The organism is Methanothermobacter defluvii (genome assembly GCF_003385755.1).
Taxonomy (GTDB): Archaea; Methanobacteriota; Methanobacteria; order Methanobacteriales; family Methanothermobacteraceae; genus Methanothermobacter; species Methanothermobacter thermautotrophicus.
In genome coordinates, this window is record NZ_QREL01000001.1 from 1036058 (window position 1) to 1051798 (window position 15741).

The 15741-nt window shown below is 51.2% G+C and carries 22 protein-coding genes; all 22 read right to left on the reverse strand.

Annotation, left to right across the window (positions count from 1 at the left end):
- The 22 genes from C7452_RS05390 to hisI all read right to left on the reverse strand — a co-directional run bounded on the left by C7452_RS05390 (position 1) and on the right by hisI (position 15741).
- Complete coding sequence (locus C7452_RS05390) at positions 1 to 492, reverse strand: GTP-dependent dephospho-CoA kinase family protein (RefSeq protein WP_010875905.1); 492 nt, start codon at positions 490 to 492, stop codon at positions 1 to 3.
- Positions 492 to 674 carry a transcription elongation factor subunit Spt4 gene (gene spt4, locus C7452_RS05395; RefSeq protein WP_010875904.1) on the reverse strand — a complete coding sequence of 61 codons (183 nt, stop codon included), beginning with the start codon at positions 672 to 674 and terminating at the stop codon, positions 492 to 494. Before spt4 ends, C7452_RS05390 begins: the two co-directional genes overlap by 1 nt.
- Positions 671 to 1225 (reverse strand): DNA-directed RNA polymerase, encoded by a 555-nt coding sequence (gene rpoE, locus C7452_RS05400; RefSeq protein WP_010875903.1) that lies wholly within the window; start codon positions 1223 to 1225, stop codon positions 671 to 673. Before rpoE ends, spt4 begins: the two co-directional genes overlap by 4 nt.
- 20 nt (positions 1226 to 1245) lie before the next feature.
- Positions 1246 to 1776: an inorganic diphosphatase gene (locus tag C7452_RS05405; RefSeq protein ID WP_010875902.1), complete on the reverse strand. Its 531-nt coding sequence runs from the start codon at positions 1774 to 1776 to the stop codon at positions 1246 to 1248.
- A gap of 11 nt (positions 1777 to 1787) precedes the next feature.
- Positions 1788 to 2147 carry a type II toxin-antitoxin system VapC family toxin gene (locus C7452_RS05410; protein WP_115892475.1) on the reverse strand — a complete coding sequence of 120 codons (360 nt, stop codon included), beginning with the start codon at positions 2145 to 2147 and terminating at the stop codon, positions 1788 to 1790.
- Positions 2148 to 2171: 24 nt separating this feature from the next.
- Entirely contained in the window at positions 2172 to 3398 is a 1227-nt protein-coding gene (gene eif2g / locus C7452_RS05415; protein ID WP_010875900.1) for a translation initiation factor IF-2 subunit gamma, read from the reverse strand.
- Positions 3399 to 3422: 24 nt separating this feature from the next.
- A complete protein-coding gene (locus C7452_RS05420) occupies positions 3423 to 3803 on the reverse strand; it encodes a 30S ribosomal protein S6e (RefSeq protein ID WP_010875899.1) in 381 nt (126 codons plus the stop codon).
- A gap of 19 nt (positions 3804 to 3822) precedes the next feature.
- A complete protein-coding gene (gene infB / locus C7452_RS05425; protein ID WP_115892476.1) occupies positions 3823 to 5607 on the reverse strand; it encodes a translation initiation factor IF-2 in 1785 nt (594 codons plus the stop codon).
- A 14-nt stretch (positions 5608 to 5621) separates the two neighbouring features.
- Entirely contained in the window at positions 5622 to 6077 is a 456-nt protein-coding gene (gene ndk, locus C7452_RS05430) for a nucleoside-diphosphate kinase (protein WP_010875897.1), read from the reverse strand.
- A complete protein-coding gene (locus tag C7452_RS05435; protein ID WP_010875896.1) occupies positions 6074 to 6235 on the reverse strand; it encodes a 50S ribosomal protein L24e in 162 nt (53 codons plus the stop codon). Before C7452_RS05435 ends, ndk begins: the two co-directional genes overlap by 4 nt.
- Positions 6236 to 6253: 18 nt before the next feature.
- Positions 6254 to 6460, reverse strand: coding sequence for a 30S ribosomal protein S28e (locus tag C7452_RS05440; RefSeq protein ID WP_010875895.1), 207 nt, complete (start codon positions 6458 to 6460; stop codon positions 6254 to 6256).
- Between the two features lie 49 nt (positions 6461 to 6509).
- Positions 6510 to 6881, reverse strand: a complete 372-nt coding sequence (gene rpl7ae / locus C7452_RS05445) for a 50S ribosomal protein L7Ae (protein WP_048061194.1) — start codon at positions 6879 to 6881, stop codon at positions 6510 to 6512.
- Between the two features lie 290 nt (positions 6882 to 7171).
- Positions 7172 to 7375, reverse strand: a complete 204-nt coding sequence (hmtB, locus tag C7452_RS05450) for a histone HmtB (RefSeq protein ID WP_115892477.1) — start codon at positions 7373 to 7375, stop codon at positions 7172 to 7174.
- Between the two features lie 221 nt (positions 7376 to 7596).
- Entirely contained in the window at positions 7597 to 8802 is a 1206-nt protein-coding gene (gene thrC / locus C7452_RS05455) for a threonine synthase (protein WP_048061193.1), read from the reverse strand.
- An 89-nt stretch (positions 8803 to 8891) separates the two neighbouring features.
- Positions 8892 to 9527, reverse strand: a complete 636-nt coding sequence (locus C7452_RS05460) for a stage II sporulation protein M (RefSeq protein ID WP_115892541.1) — start codon at positions 9525 to 9527, stop codon at positions 8892 to 8894.
- 46 nt (positions 9528 to 9573) lie between these two features.
- On the reverse strand, positions 9574 to 10668 hold the full coding sequence (locus C7452_RS05465; protein ID WP_115892478.1) for a tryptophan--tRNA ligase: 1095 nt from the start codon (positions 10666 to 10668) through the stop codon (positions 9574 to 9576).
- A gap of 54 nt (positions 10669 to 10722) precedes the next feature.
- Positions 10723 to 11229 (reverse strand): tRNA-intron lyase, encoded by a 507-nt coding sequence (gene endA / locus C7452_RS05470; RefSeq protein WP_048060780.1) that lies wholly within the window; start codon positions 11227 to 11229, stop codon positions 10723 to 10725.
- A 29-nt stretch (positions 11230 to 11258) separates the two neighbouring features.
- Positions 11259 to 11843 (reverse strand): 6-phospho-3-hexuloisomerase, encoded by a 585-nt coding sequence (gene hxlB, locus C7452_RS05475; RefSeq protein ID WP_048061192.1) that lies wholly within the window; start codon positions 11841 to 11843, stop codon positions 11259 to 11261.
- A 73-nt stretch (positions 11844 to 11916) separates the two neighbouring features.
- A complete protein-coding gene (gene npdG / locus C7452_RS05480; RefSeq protein WP_048060779.1) occupies positions 11917 to 12597 on the reverse strand; it encodes an NADPH-dependent F420 reductase in 681 nt (226 codons plus the stop codon).
- Positions 12598 to 12764: 167 nt separating this feature from the next.
- Entirely contained in the window at positions 12765 to 13508 is a 744-nt protein-coding gene (locus tag C7452_RS05485) for a sugar phosphate isomerase/epimerase family protein (protein ID WP_170130300.1), read from the reverse strand.
- Positions 13509 to 13518: 10 nt separating this feature from the next.
- Positions 13519 to 15351: a PINc/VapC family ATPase gene (locus tag C7452_RS05490; protein WP_115892480.1), complete on the reverse strand. Its 1833-nt coding sequence runs from the start codon at positions 15349 to 15351 to the stop codon at positions 13519 to 13521.
- Entirely contained in the window at positions 15352 to 15741 is a 390-nt protein-coding gene (gene hisI / locus C7452_RS05495; protein ID WP_048061191.1) for a phosphoribosyl-AMP cyclohydrolase, read from the reverse strand.

Consider the following 15741-nt stretch of genomic DNA (forward strand, 5'->3'; position numbering starts at 1 on the left):
TTATGCCTCCTCAAATTTTTTCATGAGTTCTTCAGCCTTACTGGATGTTTCACTGGCCCTCACCAGCACAACGCCCTCATCTGGCTGTCCGTAGAGGATCACTGTGTCAGGTGGGGCGAGAAGTATTGATGGTAAAACGGCGAGGTCCTCCTCACCGTCAACAACTATCATGAAGCGCTCTCCTCTCTCTGTGGCGCCCTCTATGGCCTCTTCGATGGATTTCCAGAGGCTCTCTGTTACTGTGCCTGGCGGGTTCCTGGATCTGAGAATGGTTGCTGTGTCCCTGAATTCATGGTCAGAGTCCCTTCTCTGGATCCTGTTATCTATTATGCTGACATCGGGTTTAAGGCCATGCTCCAGTGCATTGCGGGTTGTGACGTCACCAACCGTTATGAGGAATGAGTTCCCCACATCAACGTCACTGAATGACCTGTGGAGCTCTCCAAGTGGCCTTTTGAGCTCCGCCCTCAGTTCCTCCGGCAGTATGTACACTATCTGACCCTCAGCGCGTATTCACCAGGCAGTGTTATGTTGAGCTCCCTGGCTATATCTGATTTATCCGGATCTATTATTATGAGGAGTCCGCTCCAGTTGGTGGATGCCGGGACATTGCAGACCGGGCATCTTTCGTCACTGGTGATTCTCTTACACCTTGTGCATGCCTTCTCAGTCATTTTTTACTCTTCCTCTTCTCTTCTTCAATCCATTCGAATTTTCCAAGGCCGGGCTGCCTCATGGTGAGGCCCACCTTTACGCCCTCTCTTCGGCCCTTGAGGCTGAGTGCGACTATCCTTGCCCTTACAAGGTCGCCCTCGTCGAGGCGTCTGCCTGACTCCTTACCTGTGAGGGAGCCCTTCTTGGGGTCGTAGGTTATGTAGTCGTCGGTTACCTGTGAAACGTGCACCAGGCCATCCACCGGACCTATGCGCACGAAGGCTCCGAACTCTGCTATCTCTATAACCTCACCCTCAACGATTTCATGTAGTTCAGGTTTGAAGAAGAGGGCTGTGAAGGTCACCTCATGGTAGGCGGCACCGTCACCCATTATAACCTTTCCTATCCCTATATCCTCTATCTCTTTGACGGTTATCAGCTGCCCGAGGTTCTTATCCATCCTTCCAACGTAGGTCTCGTTTAGAACCTCGACGGCGACCTCCTCCAGTGGCTCTTCAAAGCGGTCTGGAGGTATTCTGACGGTATCAACAATCTTTGTTACATAATACAATGGGATCCCCCATTAAAGAATTACTCCATATATTTTTTCCTGTAGAGTTCTATGGAGTGGTTGACTGCTTCAAATGCCTTTTCAGCACCCTCCCATCCGAGTGTCTCTGTTTTTTTACCTTCAAGTTTCTTGTAGGTTTCAAAGAAGTTTGCTATCTCCTTAAGGTTGTGCTCTGGTATGTCTGAGATGTCCTTTACATCGGCGAAGTGCGGGTCTGCCACAGGCACCGCCAGGATCTTGTCGTCCTGGTCGCCACCATCGATCATCCTTAAAAGGCCTATGGGTCTTGATTCTATGATGCAGCCCGGGAATGTTGGTTCATCCATGAGTACGAGGATGTCCATGGGGTCTCCGTCATCGTAGAGTGTCCTTGGTATTATACCGTACTCTGCAGGGTAGAATACTGCTGAGTAGAGTACCCTGTCAAGGGCGAATGCCTGAAGGTCCTTGTGGTATTCGTACTTGTTCCTTGAACCCTTTGGTATTTCAACAACCGCATAGACAACCTCGGGTACTGATGGTCCCGGTTCAATATCCTTCCACAGATTCATGAGTAAACCTCCTACTCCAATATATGCCCATCCACTCCAAGATATCTTTTCTGTCTCAGGTAGACAACGGGTATTCCCTTCGACCTTGCCCTTCTTCTGAGTTCCCGGTCGCTGGTGCAGAGGACATCTGAGATCCGGAGAAGCGCGTCGTCAACGGTTTCACCTTCAAGGAGTTTCTCCTCAAAAATCCTGAAGGGGGGTTTCTTTGCGAGTGCGAGTCCAATGGACGCGGCTATCCTCGCATCACCGCCTGAATGTCTCTTTATGCCTTCAAGTTCCCCTATGACGAAGGATGGGACAAGAAGGTCGTTTTTTGGGAAGAGTCTCCGGAGCTCGGATACGATGTCGACCCGGAACTGGTAGGGTATCATAAAAAATTGGTGTCTATGACCACCCTATTTGATGATACCATATCCTATCAGCCTCCATCTTGCACCGACACGCCTGGAGAGGGCTATCCTCTGACCCTCCTCTGCGCATGCAGGGAGTTTGAGGACCACGTCGGCATCATCTGCCCTGGCAGATTTGACAACACCCACCGTGGTTGTGGTACCGACGTTTATCATCAGGGGTTCCCCTGTCTTTATGGGTTCGACCTTGGTCTCCTCCTTGGTACCGACAACCCTCTCCAGGAGGTGTGTCTCCATGGTGAATGAGTGCCTTACAGGTGGCAGTGTGCCTGGTTCCCCGGCAACTGACCCTGAAAGTGAGTCCGCCTTGGTGAGGGCTGGATCCAGGAGTGTCCCGACACCGACGAGTCCGCCGGGTCCAACCTCTTCCATCTCCTCTCCACCGGCCACCAGGCCCGTGATTGTGGAGTGCAGACTCATCCAGGTCTGCTTACCGTCCTTTTTGACCTGTATGCCCGGTCTTATCTCTATCTCGTCTCCAACCCTGAGCCTGCCCTGGACCAGTGAGCCCCCTATAACTCCTCCTGCGAGGTGTTCGGGGTCTGCGCCGGGTTTGTTTATGTCAAAGGACCTGGCCACGTACATCCTGGCAGGTTTATCAACGTCCCTCTTGGGGGTTTTGATTCTCTCCTCAATGGTTTCAATGAGGATATCAATGTTGGCGCCCTGTTGAGCAGATACCGGTATTATAGGTGCATCCTCAGCGCAGGTACCCTTCACGAACTCCTTGATCTCCCTGTAGCTTTCAAGCGCCCTCTCCTTCGAAACGATATCTATCTTGTTCTGGACGACGATGACATCCTTCACCCCTATAACATCAAGGGCCATGAGGTGCTCCTTTGTCTGGGGCTGGGGGCATGGTTCGTTTGCAGCTATCACGAGTATGGCGCCGTCCATGAGGGCTGCTCCAGAGAGCATGGTAGCCATGAGGGTTTCATGGCCCGGGGCATCCACAAAGGAAACCTTCCTGAGGAGCTCTGTCTCTGTGCCGCACCTCTCACATATCTCTGCCGTTGTATAGCACATTGGGGCTTCGCACTGCGGGCACTTCCTGAAGGTTATGTCGGCATAGCCCAGACGTATGGAGATGCCCCTCTTGGTTTCCTCACTGTGTGTGTCGGTCCAGACACCTGAAAGTGCCTTTGTAAGGGTTGTTTTACCATGGTCCACGTGCCCCACAAGACCAATGTTTATTTCGGATTGATTTTTCACAGATTACACCTATAAACGCTTTTATTATTCCTCATCGGCGCCAAGGAGTTCTTCGAGTGGTTTCTCACCCTTCTCAATGACAACGGTGTTTATCTGGACTATGTCATCAGATATTGTGTTTCCCCTGAAGGTTTTTCTTCTTCTTTCGCCATCGCGTCTGGGTTTATAGCCCACACCGCCTGATACAAGGCTCCTTATCCTCCTTGCACCTGGCACTGTCTTCTTCATCGGGAAACCGTTCTTATCGCTTCCACCTGTGATCTTCAGTTTGTATCCGCTGAGGCCTATTATTGATCCATCGAATTCGTCGCCTATGGTGAGGCCAATGAGGCCCCTGGACTCTGATGGGTCGACCTCCATCTGGACGCTCTTCTCCTTGTCTGAAATCACAACCTTAAATGCCAATATATCTCCTCCTTATATTTTAAAATGGTGCCTTCATTCCCCAGTCAGGATTCTTCTTCCTCTTGATTTCAGCTATCTTATCCATGAGATCAAGTTCCTCGTCTGTCAGATCCCCTGAGAGCTGTTCTTTAAGGATGTGGTAGTGGTTTTCGGGTATGTCAACGTAGAGTGTATCTCCCTCATGGATCGTCTTACCATAAACAGCATCCTTTATGGCCATTGCAACCTTCTGGCCGCGTGATGCTGATTTGAGGTTTTCACCCTTGTCCTGCATGCTCTCCACGGTACCCACCGTCTCCCCATCATCATTCATGAGGGGGTAGCCCTGCCTGATGACGCCTGTGAGGACCTCAACTCCTCCAATGGCTGGCTTGCTCTGTCTGAAGACCAGTTTGGGTATGAGTCTTATGCTTGCAGGTTTTATGATGGCTTCCATCCATTTCTTTTTCTTCTCTTCCTCAATGCCCCTGACCCATTCCTCATATTCCTCCATGAGCCTGTAGATGACGTTGCCCTGGAAGAGCTTTATGTCTGAGTTTTTGAGTTCCTGGGCTGCTGAGGGTATCACCTTAACATTGAAGGCTATTATGGCCCCATAGACCCTGTCCTCCTGGAGGGCTATACCTGCATTCACCACGTCCCTCCTTGAGACGTCACCTATGTCTGCCACCTTTATGGGGACATCCATGTCCCTGAGGATCTTGACCACCGCCTCCAGTGATCCGAGGGTGTCTGCCTTCACAACGACGCCTGCCTCATCGGTGTCTATCTTGATGTCCTCGATTTCGCTGAGTATCTCCTCCCTCACCTTCTCGGGGTCTGTTACAACCCTGAGGGGTGAGCCGGCCATGACGTCATCGATGCCCGGTGCCACGATCTTTATACCGGCTGCTGCAACGACCTCATCGACCTTCTGGAACTTCTTCCTGGATTCCCTCATCTCCTCGAGGGGCCTTGGTTTGAGGAGTGATCTTATCCTGGTGGATATGACATCCTTTGATGTCATCATGGCTATGGTGTCGTCCTTTCTGAGTATTCCATCATATATTACAGCGTCTATGGTCATGCCGAGGCCTGTCTCCTCCTTGACCTCCAGGATGGTGCCCCTGGCAGGGGAATCCTCCTCGATTTTGAGCTGCTCCCTGAGGTACTGCTGTGCCAGTCCCATGAGCATTGTGAGGAGTTCAGGTATACCCTCGCCTGTTATGGCACTTATGGGTATTATGCTGACCTGTGAGGCGAAGTCTGTGACCCTGTCGAATCTCTCTGATTCAAAGCCCTCCTCATGGAGTTTGCCCACAAGTTCATAGACCTTTGTGTCCAGTTTCTGCTGGACCTGGATGTCCTGTTTGCTGAAGGTCTCCATGAAGGGGCGTCCCTCGTGGACCCTCCATCCATGGATCCTGTCTATCTTGTTTGCAGCCACCACGAAGGGTGTCCTGTACATCCTGAGGATGTTGAGGGCCTCCTGTGTCTGGGGCTTGAATCCCTCATTTATATCGACTATGAGTATTGCAAGATCCGCAAGGGCCCCTCCACGTTTTCTGAGGGTTGTGAACGCCTCATGTCCTGGTGTATCAATGAAGAAGAGTCCTGGTAGTGTTTCCCTGATCGAGAATTTTTTGAGGAAGTCTCCGCAGATCCCCTCAATGACATCCATGGGTATCTCTGTGGCCCCTATGTGCTGGGTTATACCACCTGCCTCCCTTGAGGCAACTGCGCTGCCCCTTATATGGTCAAGAAGTGTGGTTTTCCCGTGATCCACGTGTCCGAGTACTGAGACGATGGGTGATCTGATCTTCATTGGAATCTCCGCGTTTATTCCTCGTATATCATTTCTCTATCAGGCATCTCGTAACTGCAAATTTCCGATTCATCAAAGAAAAGTTTAATCTCCCTTTCGGCTGATTCTGGAGAATCTGAAGCGTGTATTATGTTTCTACCTGTTTCAAGGGCGAAGTCTCCCCTGATTGTCCCGAGGTCTGCCTCTGCAGGGTTGGTTGCGCCAACCATCTTCCTTATGAGGGATATGCAGTCCTTACCCTCAATGACCATTGCAATGACAGGTGCTGATGTTATGTAGTCCACCAGGTCCCTGAAGAAGGGCTTTTCCCTGTGTTCCTGGTAGTGCTCCATTGCAAGGTCTTCCGGGATCTGCAGCATCTTAAAGGCGACTATCTTGAGTCCCCTGTCCTCGAACCTGGCTATTATCCTTCCTGCGAGGCGCCTTTTTACTGCGTCAGGTTTTAACATTACAAAGCTTTTTTCCATCATTTTTTGACCCATTTAACTTTTCTTGGAACCCTTCCCAGTTTTATCATGTTTTTCTCGCATTTGCTGCTGCAGAAGAAATAGATTGTACCGTCCCTTTTGACGTACATCTTGCCGGTGCCTGGCTCTATTTCTTCATGGCAGAATGAACAGACTCTCATTGGTAAACACCTGCCTGATTATGGGGTCCTTATCTCCTTTGCCTCTCGGATGGTGTCGAGGAGCATCAGGATGTCGCCTTCCCTTATGGGACCCATAACGTTCCTTGTCAGTATCCTTCCCTTATCTCTTCCATCAAGGATCCTGCATTTAACCTGCATTACCTCTCCAGTCATCCCGGTTCTCTTGAGAACCTCAATAACCTCTGCTGGAGTTGCGTCATCCATTAAATCACCTTTATTAAATTGAAATTGAAAGGCTTTTAGTGCCTTTCATCTATTTCTTAAGTTCTTCGACCTTTTCTATTATCTCTTTTATGAGGTCCTCGGCGTCGCCTGCCTCAACGATGGCTGATGATGCTGTTCCAACGTTCAGACCTGCGGCTGCACCCAGTTCATCCTTTGTTGGGATGTATATGTATGGTATTTCCTTTTCCTCTGCGAGGAGTGGAAGGTGAGCAACGATCTCTGCAGGTTCAACGTCCTCAGCTATTAATACGAGCTGGGCAACTCCCCTCTCGACAGCCTTGGTAACCTCATTTGTACCCTTGGATACCTTACCTGTCTCCCTGGCTATTTCAAGTGCCTCTGCGGCCTTGTCAGCCAGTTCCTTTGGTACATCAAATTTCACGTATATTGCTTTTGCCATGCTGTTTACCTCCTTTTTCATCTGGTTTTTCTACCATCCATCGGTAATTACACCAATCTGGATCAATAATCCAAGTTATGGATTAACATGAAGTGGGTGAGTACCTTTATATGTTCTCGGTATATAAAACTTGCTGGATACAGATTTTCATGAGAAATCGTATTCTGAATTATCCCGGATCATCCAGTGAGACGCCCAGGAAAACAAGGATTAATAGAAATTAAAGCTTCATCACATATAAAGTTTTGCTGCCAATTAAAAAGGGAAGGAATAATGGATGCAGATGAGAGTTACATCCTTTTAACTGCCAGTTCAATGTCTGAGGCTTTAACCGTCTTCCTTCCAGCGTGTTTTGCAAGTTTAACGGCGTTTTCAGCTATTTCTTCACCTTTTGCTTCAAGGACCTTTGCAAGGGCTTCCCTTGCATCATCACTTACTCTTTCTGCACCGGCATTCTTTATTATTCTTCCAATTGGAGCTATTGGCAATTCCATAATTAACCACCTCATTTTATGTGATATTATCTATTCATATAATCCTATATAAATATATCGCTAATTTTAAGGTTTTTCTGAGCCATCGGTTGGTTCATGGGGCACCTTCAACCCAGCAGTATATCCACGAGTGCTTGGAGGGTGAGAAATTAACTTCAAGTTGTCCAATGAAAAATAGAAAAGCTTAAAAAAGAGAAAGGTGTCTTCAAGAAGTCAGGGGGCTAGGAGGACCCCGTACCCCTTATAATGGATCTTAACTGGTTTATATCAGGTTCTACCTCAACTGGTTCCGTTGATGCCTTTATGGCGGTGTCAGGGTCCTTGAGCACATGGCCAGTGACAACACAGACCACACGTTCACCCCTGTCAACAACACCCTCATCAACGAGTTTGATGAGACCCGCTATGGACGCCGCTGATGCGGGCTCAACACCTATACCCTCCCTCCTTGCAAGGAGTTTCTGGGCAGAGAGTATCTCCTCATCGGTCACGGATTCAGCATAACCATCTGACTCATATATGGCCCGGAGGGCCTTGAGATAGCTAACAGGGGCCCCTATCCTTATGGCCGTTGCAACCGTTTCAGGATCCCTGACCGGTTCAATCTCGGTTCTGCCCTTCCTGAAGGCTTCTACCACCGGTGAAGCGCCCTCGGCCTGTATACCGGTCATCATCGGCCTCTCATCTATGAATCCAGCCCTGTAAAACTCTGATATACCCTTCCAGATGGCTGAGATATTACCTGCATTCCCCACAGGCAGTATGATGCGGTCAGGGGACTCCCAGCCGAGGTCATCCACTATCTCAAAGCCTATTGACTTCTGACCCTCAAGCCTGAAGGGGTTCACGGAGTTGAGGAGGTAGAGTTCACCCATCAGTGCAAGTTCCGTGACAGCCTCAAGGGCCTCGTCAAAGTTTCCCCTCACCGAGAGGACCCTGGCGCCATGGAACATAGCCTGGGCAAGTTTACCGAGGGCGACCTTACCTGATGGGAGTAGAACGACGCAGCCCAGCCCAGCCCTGGCTGCGTAGGCTGCAAGGGAGGCTGAGGTGTTACCGGTTGAGGCGCACCCCACAGTATCAACGCCAAGTTCAAGGGCCTTTGTGATCCCCACGCTCATCCCCCTGTCCTTGAAGCTCCCTGTGGGGTTGGAGCCCTCCACCTTCACATAGAGCTCAATACCAAGTTCAGATCCTATGGTGTCACACCTGACAAAGGGTGTTCCCCCCTCATCGAGGCTGACTATCCTTGAGGGGTCAACAGGCATGAACTCCCTGTACCTCCACATGTTCTGCCTTCTGCCCCTGAAGACGTCCCTTGAGACCTCCACGTCACATTCAACTTCAAGTACCGACCCGCACTCCCTGCAGGTGTATATGATCTCCTCCAGGTCATACTCTCGACCACATGATATGCACCTTATCACAGATTCACCATCCATTTTACCGGTAAGAATAAAGTTTCTGATTCACCTTATCAATATGTACCTGAATTAACCAGGGAAATAAACGGGGTCTAGATGGACCCCTTTATGTAGCTGTAAATTCCCAGTGTGAGGTTCGCCTCCACAAATGCTGCCACCACCAGGAAGACCACGCCCACCCCCAGGAGGAGCAGGGACTCCACAAGCTCATCCTGGTTCCTGCCAAGGAAGTGGACAACCCTCTCAGTGAAGGAACCGTACCATGACTCTGTCAGGAGATCACTGAAGAAGTGATAGATGAAGCTTGCAAGCCTGAAACCAGCAGCTCCAGCGATTATGAGACCAGGGATCTCAAATATTCCGTGGGGCAGTGTAAGAAAGACGAAATCGTCCAGTGGAACCTGGGATGCAAAGAATCCTATGAAGAGGCCGTTCACAATAAGGAAGAGGGCCGTGAAAACACCCAGAAGCAAACCCCCACCATATATCAGAAGAGCTGCCTGAAGGTTGTGAATGAATATGGATGCCGTTGAGAGCTTGATCTCACCTTCAGCCACGCTCCTCCGAAACTCATCCATGAGAGGCCTTATAAGGTCTCCGATGGATCCTGAGAACAGATACCCTCCAAAGAGGGATATGAGGAAGAGGAAGGTTGATGCCAGGAGGAAGGTTTCATTGTTCCTTATGATGTAACTCAGTGTGCCCTCATATTTCTCCTTCCTTCTCATCTTCGAACCCCCATCAGAATCCATCTGACCTTCTTATTTCTCATTTTTATCCCTCAAGAATCCTTCTGGCAGCAGGAAGGGCCTTCTCCCTTTTCACCGAAAGTTCCTCGAAGAACTTCCTGATAAACTCTGCAGTATTATTTTTGCACTCACCGCACATAAGTGTACCGTTTCTGCATGATTCATATATCTCCTCAAGCCTGGAGTCTGAACCTGACATGTGGTAGAGGAGTGTCTCATATATTATGCACTCCTCCGGCACTCCTCCAAGTTCCCTCTGCTCCTTCAGGGTCTCCCTCCCCCCGGTCTTGGCGTTCCTTATCTTCGCCTCTGCCTCCTCAGGTGTGTCGCTCAGGAATATGGCGGATTTGGGCCTGCTGCTTGACATCTTACCCCCGGTGAGGCCGCCCATGAATCTGTGGTATGTTGATGAGGGGAGGATGAAGCCATACCTGTCCCTGAACCTGGCTGCTATATCCCGTGTCAGCCTTATATGGGGGTCCTGGTCCGGGCCCACAGGGACAATTACGGGTCTGGGGCCCCCCAGTTCATCCAGCTGGGGGTGCAGGATGTCTGAGACCTGTATTATGGGGGCGTACATGTGGGCCATGCTCGTGGATCCTGTGAAACCATAGATCGCCCTGAGCTCATTGAAGTTGACCTTCCCTGCAAGGACATAGGCGAGGTCCTCCACCATGAGGTTCTCTGACTGGAGGTAGACGTGTATGTTATCCTTCTCAAGGTCAAGTCCGAGGGCAATGTACCCTGCGATGTACTCCTCAATGGCTATCCTCCTTGAGTCCTCGAAGTCCACCCCCCTGGCTGAGTAGGCCTCCATGTCTGCTATGGGTATGAATATCTCGGCCCCCATCCTGTCGTACCATCTGAGCTGGTCCACGATCATCTTGTGGCCTATATGCATCCTTCCGCTTGGCATCATCCCTGTTACAACCGCGAAGTCCTCACCCTTCTTCATGGCACTGATTATCCTCTCATAGTCCCTGTGTCCGAAGATTATGCCCCGCCTCATGAGCCAGCTGGGTTCGGGTACTTCGTCAAGGACCTCACTGAAGGGTCTGACGCCGAAGTTCTCAATAAGATCCTGGTATTCAAGCTTTGCTGATCCCCAAGGGTCTATCAATCATATCACCGTTATTAAGTCATTTCTGTTGCTTAAGCCGTCATAGTAGCCAGATCATGGCCTTATCCAGTCGACAAGGTAGTAGGTTATGTCCTCCTCATCGTCGAGGAAGGCCATGAGGAGCTTCTTGTTAACCCCATGGGCCACCCTCACATAACTTGAAAAGTCAAGGGCGTGGATGGTGTCATTCTCTGAGATCACCCTCACAAGGTAGGCTGAGTGGGTCCTGCCGGGAGCCCCTCCCCTCTCATATAGTCTGAACTCTGCACCATACTTGAAACCTGTTTTAACTATGTATCCCCTGTTCCTGAGATCCCTGTAGACAAGATACTTGCTGTAGAGTCCCCGTTCACCGAGGAGGGATATGAATTCCTCAGGGGACACCTCATCATCGTCCTTCATGAGTTTGAGCTTACCCCTCTCCATGAGGTAGGCCGCCTCAATAAGTGAAAGCTGAAGTCTGTCCTCATACATCTTACCGTAGTGGCTCTTTCCATGAAGCCTCCTTGCGATGGATGTGGCCTTTATGGTGACCACCTCATCTCCGAGCTGTCCCTCCACTCTCAAACCTCCCGTGAGTGCTGGTTGAGCTACTCGATTATGGCGTGCCTCTCCTTGAGGTCCTTCTCCCTCTTTCCAAGGATTGACATGAACTCGGCTATGAGGCCGTCCAGGAAGAGGTGGGTGCTGTCCTCAAAGAGGGTCCCCATGGGTGTGAGGTCATCATATTCTCCCCTGAGGACACCTGAGGTGTAGTACTTCCAGGGCTCCTTTGTCTTGCTCGGGATGCATATAACCACGTCACTGTAACCCGTGAGGGTCGATTCAGGGGTTGCTGTCACAGCCACCACCGTTGCACCCACAGACCTTGATGTCTCAGCTGCCAGTGTGACAGTCTTGGTTTCACCGGATCCTGAGATTGCTATCAGGCAGTCCTCGTCCCTTATGGCTGGAGTTGTAACGTCACCAACCACGTGGACCTTGAATCCAAGGTGCATAAGCCTCATTGCAAAGGCCTTTCCTATCAGCTCGGACCTGCCGGTTCCAACTATGAAAACTGAGCTTGCATCCATTATCTTTGAGATCATCATCTCAAGTTCAGCTTCATCGACCTTATCTATTGCCTCAATGGCGTGCTTAGCTATCTTCTGAACAGTATTCCTCAGTATCTCCATTTCAATCAACTTTAATCAGTACTTGTGTATGGCTGCATCTGTTAAAGGGGTCTTCCATGGATGACTGCAGCGATTACTCTTGCTCTGGAAGGTTCGTGATCCTTATGCCCGCATTCCTCACCCTGTTCCTTATGTTGAGGTTTATGAGTAGCGGGGTTATCTTCTCAATGATCCTTGCATTCTCAAGGCCGCCGCATTCAATGGCCCGGACACCATCTATCTTCTCTGCAAGTTCAGCTGCAACTTCAAGGGCGTCCCTGTGGTCTGATGCCACCAGACAGTCACAGTCCACTGGCTCAGATACTTCAAGGAGGGCGGAGGCGCTTATGTTGTTGAAGGCTGCTGCAACCCTTGTGCCCTGCTCCCTGAGGAACCTTGCAGCCCTCTCAGCCGCTGAACCCTCCCAGAGGTCAATGTATCTGACTGCTGAGCCGCCGATGCAGCTGTCGATGGGTACCGTGGCATCTATGAGGACCTTGTCCCTCACCTGATCCCTTATTGAGGCCAGTGTGACCATCTGGGCCTGGAGGGGAACCGTCAGCACCACCACATCGGCAGAGGCTGCCGCATCAGGGTTGGTGGCACCCTCAACACTGATGTCATCCCTTCCAGCTATCTCAAGGACCTTTGAGGCTGCTTTAGATGCCTTCTCAGCGTCTCTTGAACCTATAATTACTTCCTCACCTGCTACTGCAAATCTCAGGGCCAGTCCAAGGCCCTGGTCTCCTGTTCCACCAATAACTGCTATCTTCATAACCATCACCTTAATCAATAAAATTATCTCAAACCCTGACCCTCCAGGGGAAATCCTTCAGGGCGCTGACACCCCAGATAGAGTTCCCTGGAAAACCAGCACCCCTCCAGCGGAATATTCCCCAGGAACACGGAAGGCCTCCCGGGCATCACGGGACCCGGGGCCCCTCAAGGTATAATATTCCTCAGGAACTCAACACTCTGTCTGACCTCATCAGGTGTCTTGACCTCCACTGTGAGGACTCCAGTGTAGCCTGCGCCCCTCAAACCATCCAGGAGCGCCTGGAAGTCCAGTGAACCCTCGCCCAGGGCGTCGTGACTGTCAACCTCACCCGTGTTGTCAGAGAGGTGGACGTGCCCCACATGGGCTGATACCATCTCCTCCGTGGAGTAACCCATGGTGGCTGCGTGGGCCGCGTCAAGGGTCACCATGACACCGAGCTCCTCTGCAACACCCCAGAGCTCCTCAAGTTCCCGGAGAAGTGGCCCCTCCAGGCGGGGCATGTTCTCAGGGTATACGCCGACACCCCTGTCAGATGCGTATTCTGATATTGCTGCAAGGGATTCCAGGTTCCTCTCGGCTATAAGGTCCCTGTAGGGTCTCCCCAGGAAGGGTACTGTGCCGGGGTGGACCACCACCACGTCGGAGTCAAGTTCAACTGCAAGGTCCACTGCAGATTCAACCTCCCTGATGGAGGCCTCCCTCACAGTGTCATTGAGGGACGCTATGTTGATATCTGATATTGGGGCGTGTACCGTGAATTCCAGGCTGTGGGAGTCTGTGACCTCCACCTCAGAGAGGGGGTGCTCATATATGATTTCACAGCACTCGGCCCCAAGGGCCTCGATGTACTCCAGCATCTCCCCCAGTGGGGACGGTGTGAGTGCAAGGGTTGAGACACCTATCCTCATCACACCACCCTCAAGCCTCTGGCCTGACCCTGGCCCTCACAGGTATGCTGTTCTTCACGGCCTCCATTATGATGTCAGCCAGCTCTATGTCCCTTCTGAGCTTTATGGTCCCCTTCTTTCCTACAGTGGCTGTGAAGAGGTACTCATCATCCACAAGTATGTCAAAGGACACCCCCACAGCGTCCTTGCCAAAGTTTAGAACCACATAATTCCCTGCAAGTTCAACGGGGACCTCAAGGGTCTCCTCGATTTCCCTCTCCTCCAGGGGCTCCACACCTATGCTTATGCCTATGCTGTTCTCGATCTCCTCAATGGTCTTACCCTTCTTACCTATAACCTGGGGTATGTACTTCTCATCTATCCAGACCCTGGCACGTTCATCAGATTCAAGTTCAACCCTGACCCGGGCACCCGGGATCCTCCTGCGGAACTCCCTCTCGATCTCCCTCTCAGCTATCCTGTGGGCTGACGGTTTGCGCCCTGAAGGGGCTGCCTTTGAGACGTCCATGACTATTGTCTGCTCACCGTAGGTGTATATCTCATGCATGAGTTCCCCTGATTCAAGGTCCCTGATCTCGATGACCGGCCTTGCAAGGTCAGCCTCCTGCATGCCCGTGGGCACCTTCACGGTGAGGGAGACATCGTAGACAGCCTTAACCTCCCCATCCTCGATGAATATTGTTGTATCAACAACTGAGGGTATGACGCCGAGCTCAACCCTTCCAAGGATCCTCTGTATGGCGTCTATGGGCCTTGTGGCGTGGACCACACCAACCATACCCACACCCGCGAGCCTCATATCCGCAAATATCCTGAAGTCACGGGTCTTTCTGAGTTCATCGTAGATGGTGTAGTCGGGCCTCACGAGGAGGAGTATGTCTGCCGTCTTCTGCATGTCCCTCTCAATGGGTGCATACTGTGTTATCTCATCACCAACCTGGAGGTCCCTGGGTGACTCCATGGTCTTGACAACCGCCTTCATATCCCTGCTGTAGAACTCTGCCACTGCCTGGGCAAAGGTACTCTTACCTGCCCCGGGGGAACCTGCAATGAGCACCCCCTTGGCAGTATCCCTCAGCCTCTCCACGAGCCTGTCTGAGAGCCTGTAGTCCTCCAGTGAAACCCTCGCCACCGGCCTGACCGCGGTTATCTCAAAGGCCTCTGAGAATGGTGGTCTTGCAATGGATATCCTGTACTCCCGGAACTGTACGACCGTGGCGCCCTCCATTTCGATCTCTATAAAGCTCTTGAAGTCACTCTTGGCCCTCTCCACGATCTCACGGGCCATCCTGCTTATATCTGAATGTTTAAGCGGTCTTTTACCTATCTCAACCAGCTGGATTTCCCCTGGCCGGCCCTTCTTGGCCATCGGAACGACATTCTCCTTGAGGTGGACCGACATGGTGTTCTCATCGAAGTACTTGCTTATCTCCAGCTCCTCGTACTCCAGGACCTCTGGTTTGATGTAGAAGACATCGAGGCCCTGGGCCTTCCCGACCTCGGCCTGGACCCGGTCACTTGTTATAAGGAGGGCATCATATTCCCTTGCCGTGGACCTTATCATGGCATCTATCTCACCACCCCTTGAGAGGGATATCTCATCCACTGTGGGGCGGCGCCCGACGAATATCATGGATATTATATTCTCCTTGTGGAGCTTCTGGAGGTTCTTCAGTTCCTCGAGGCCATTGAAACCTGTCTCCCTTCCACGGTTGGCCTGGTATTCGAGTTCAGATACAACTGCCTCGGGCACGATCACCTCGCTGCCCCTGAACTCGTCCTCCTGGACTATCCCGGTGATCCTGCCGTCAACAATAACACTTGTATCTGGAACAATCTTCATCTAACCATCTCCATATATCTCTTCAGGGTCAAAGACCTTCACGGCGTCCTCCCTGACTTTGAGTTCATCTCCATCAATACTCCGGTAGAAGCAGGACCTGTAACCTGTATGGCAGGCCCCGCCCTCCTGTTCAACCTTCAGCACAACCGCATCACCGTCACAGTCCACAAGAACGTCCTTCACGCGCTGAACATGGCCTGAGCTTTCACCCTTCAGCCACAGCTTACCCCGGGACGTGCTCCAGTAGTGGGCAGTGCCTGTTTCAAGGGTCCTCCTGAGGGCCTCACGGTTCATGTAGGCCACCATGAGGACCTCACCTGTCTCGTGGTCCTGTGCAACTGCAATTATGAGGTCTTCGCCATTAATATTATGTCTGAAATTAAGTAAAAT

Coding starts and splice junctions, on each gene's coding strand:
- spt4 (WP_010875904.1), bottom strand. CDS start 674: ATGACTGAGAAGGCATGCACAAGGTGTAAGAGAATCACCAGTGACGAA.
- C7452_RS05405 (WP_010875902.1), bottom strand. CDS start 1,776: ATGAATCTGTGGAAGGATATTGAACCGGGACCATCAGTACCCGAGGTT.
- C7452_RS05410 (WP_115892475.1), bottom strand. CDS start 2,147: ATGATACCCTACCAGTTCCGGGTCGACATCGTATCCGAGCTCCGGAGA.
- infB (WP_115892476.1), bottom strand. CDS start 5,607: ATGAAGATCAGATCACCCATCGTCTCAGTACTCGGACACGTGGATCAC.
- ndk (WP_010875897.1), bottom strand. CDS start 6,077: ATGATGGAAAAAAGCTTTGTAATGTTAAAACCTGACGCAGTAAAAAGG.
- C7452_RS05435 (WP_010875896.1), bottom strand. CDS start 6,235: ATGAGAGTCTGTTCATTCTGCCATGAAGAAATAGAGCCAGGCACCGGC.
- C7452_RS05440 (WP_010875895.1), bottom strand. CDS start 6,460: ATGGATGACGCAACTCCAGCAGAGGTTATTGAGGTTCTCAAGAGAACC.
- rpl7ae (WP_048061194.1), bottom strand. CDS start 6,881: ATGGCAAAAGCAATATACGTGAAATTTGATGTACCAAAGGAACTGGCT.
- hmtB (WP_115892477.1), bottom strand. CDS start 7,375: ATGGAATTGCCAATAGCTCCAATTGGAAGAATAATAAAGAATGCCGGT.
- C7452_RS05460 (WP_115892541.1), bottom strand. CDS start 9,527: ATGAGAAGGAAGGAGAAATATGAGGGCACACTGAGTTACATCATAAGG.
- hxlB (WP_048061192.1), bottom strand. CDS start 11,843: ATGGAGATACTGAGGAATACTGTTCAGAAGATAGCTAAGCACGCCATT.
- npdG (WP_048060779.1), bottom strand. CDS start 12,597: ATGAAGATAGCAGTTATTGGTGGAACAGGAGACCAGGGCCTTGGACTG.
- C7452_RS05485 (WP_170130300.1), bottom strand. CDS start 13,508: ATGAGGATAGGTGTCTCAACCCTTGCACTCACACCGTCCCCACTGGGG.
- C7452_RS05490 (WP_115892480.1), bottom strand. CDS start 15,351: ATGAAGATTGTTCCAGATACAAGTGTTATTGTTGACGGCAGGATCACC.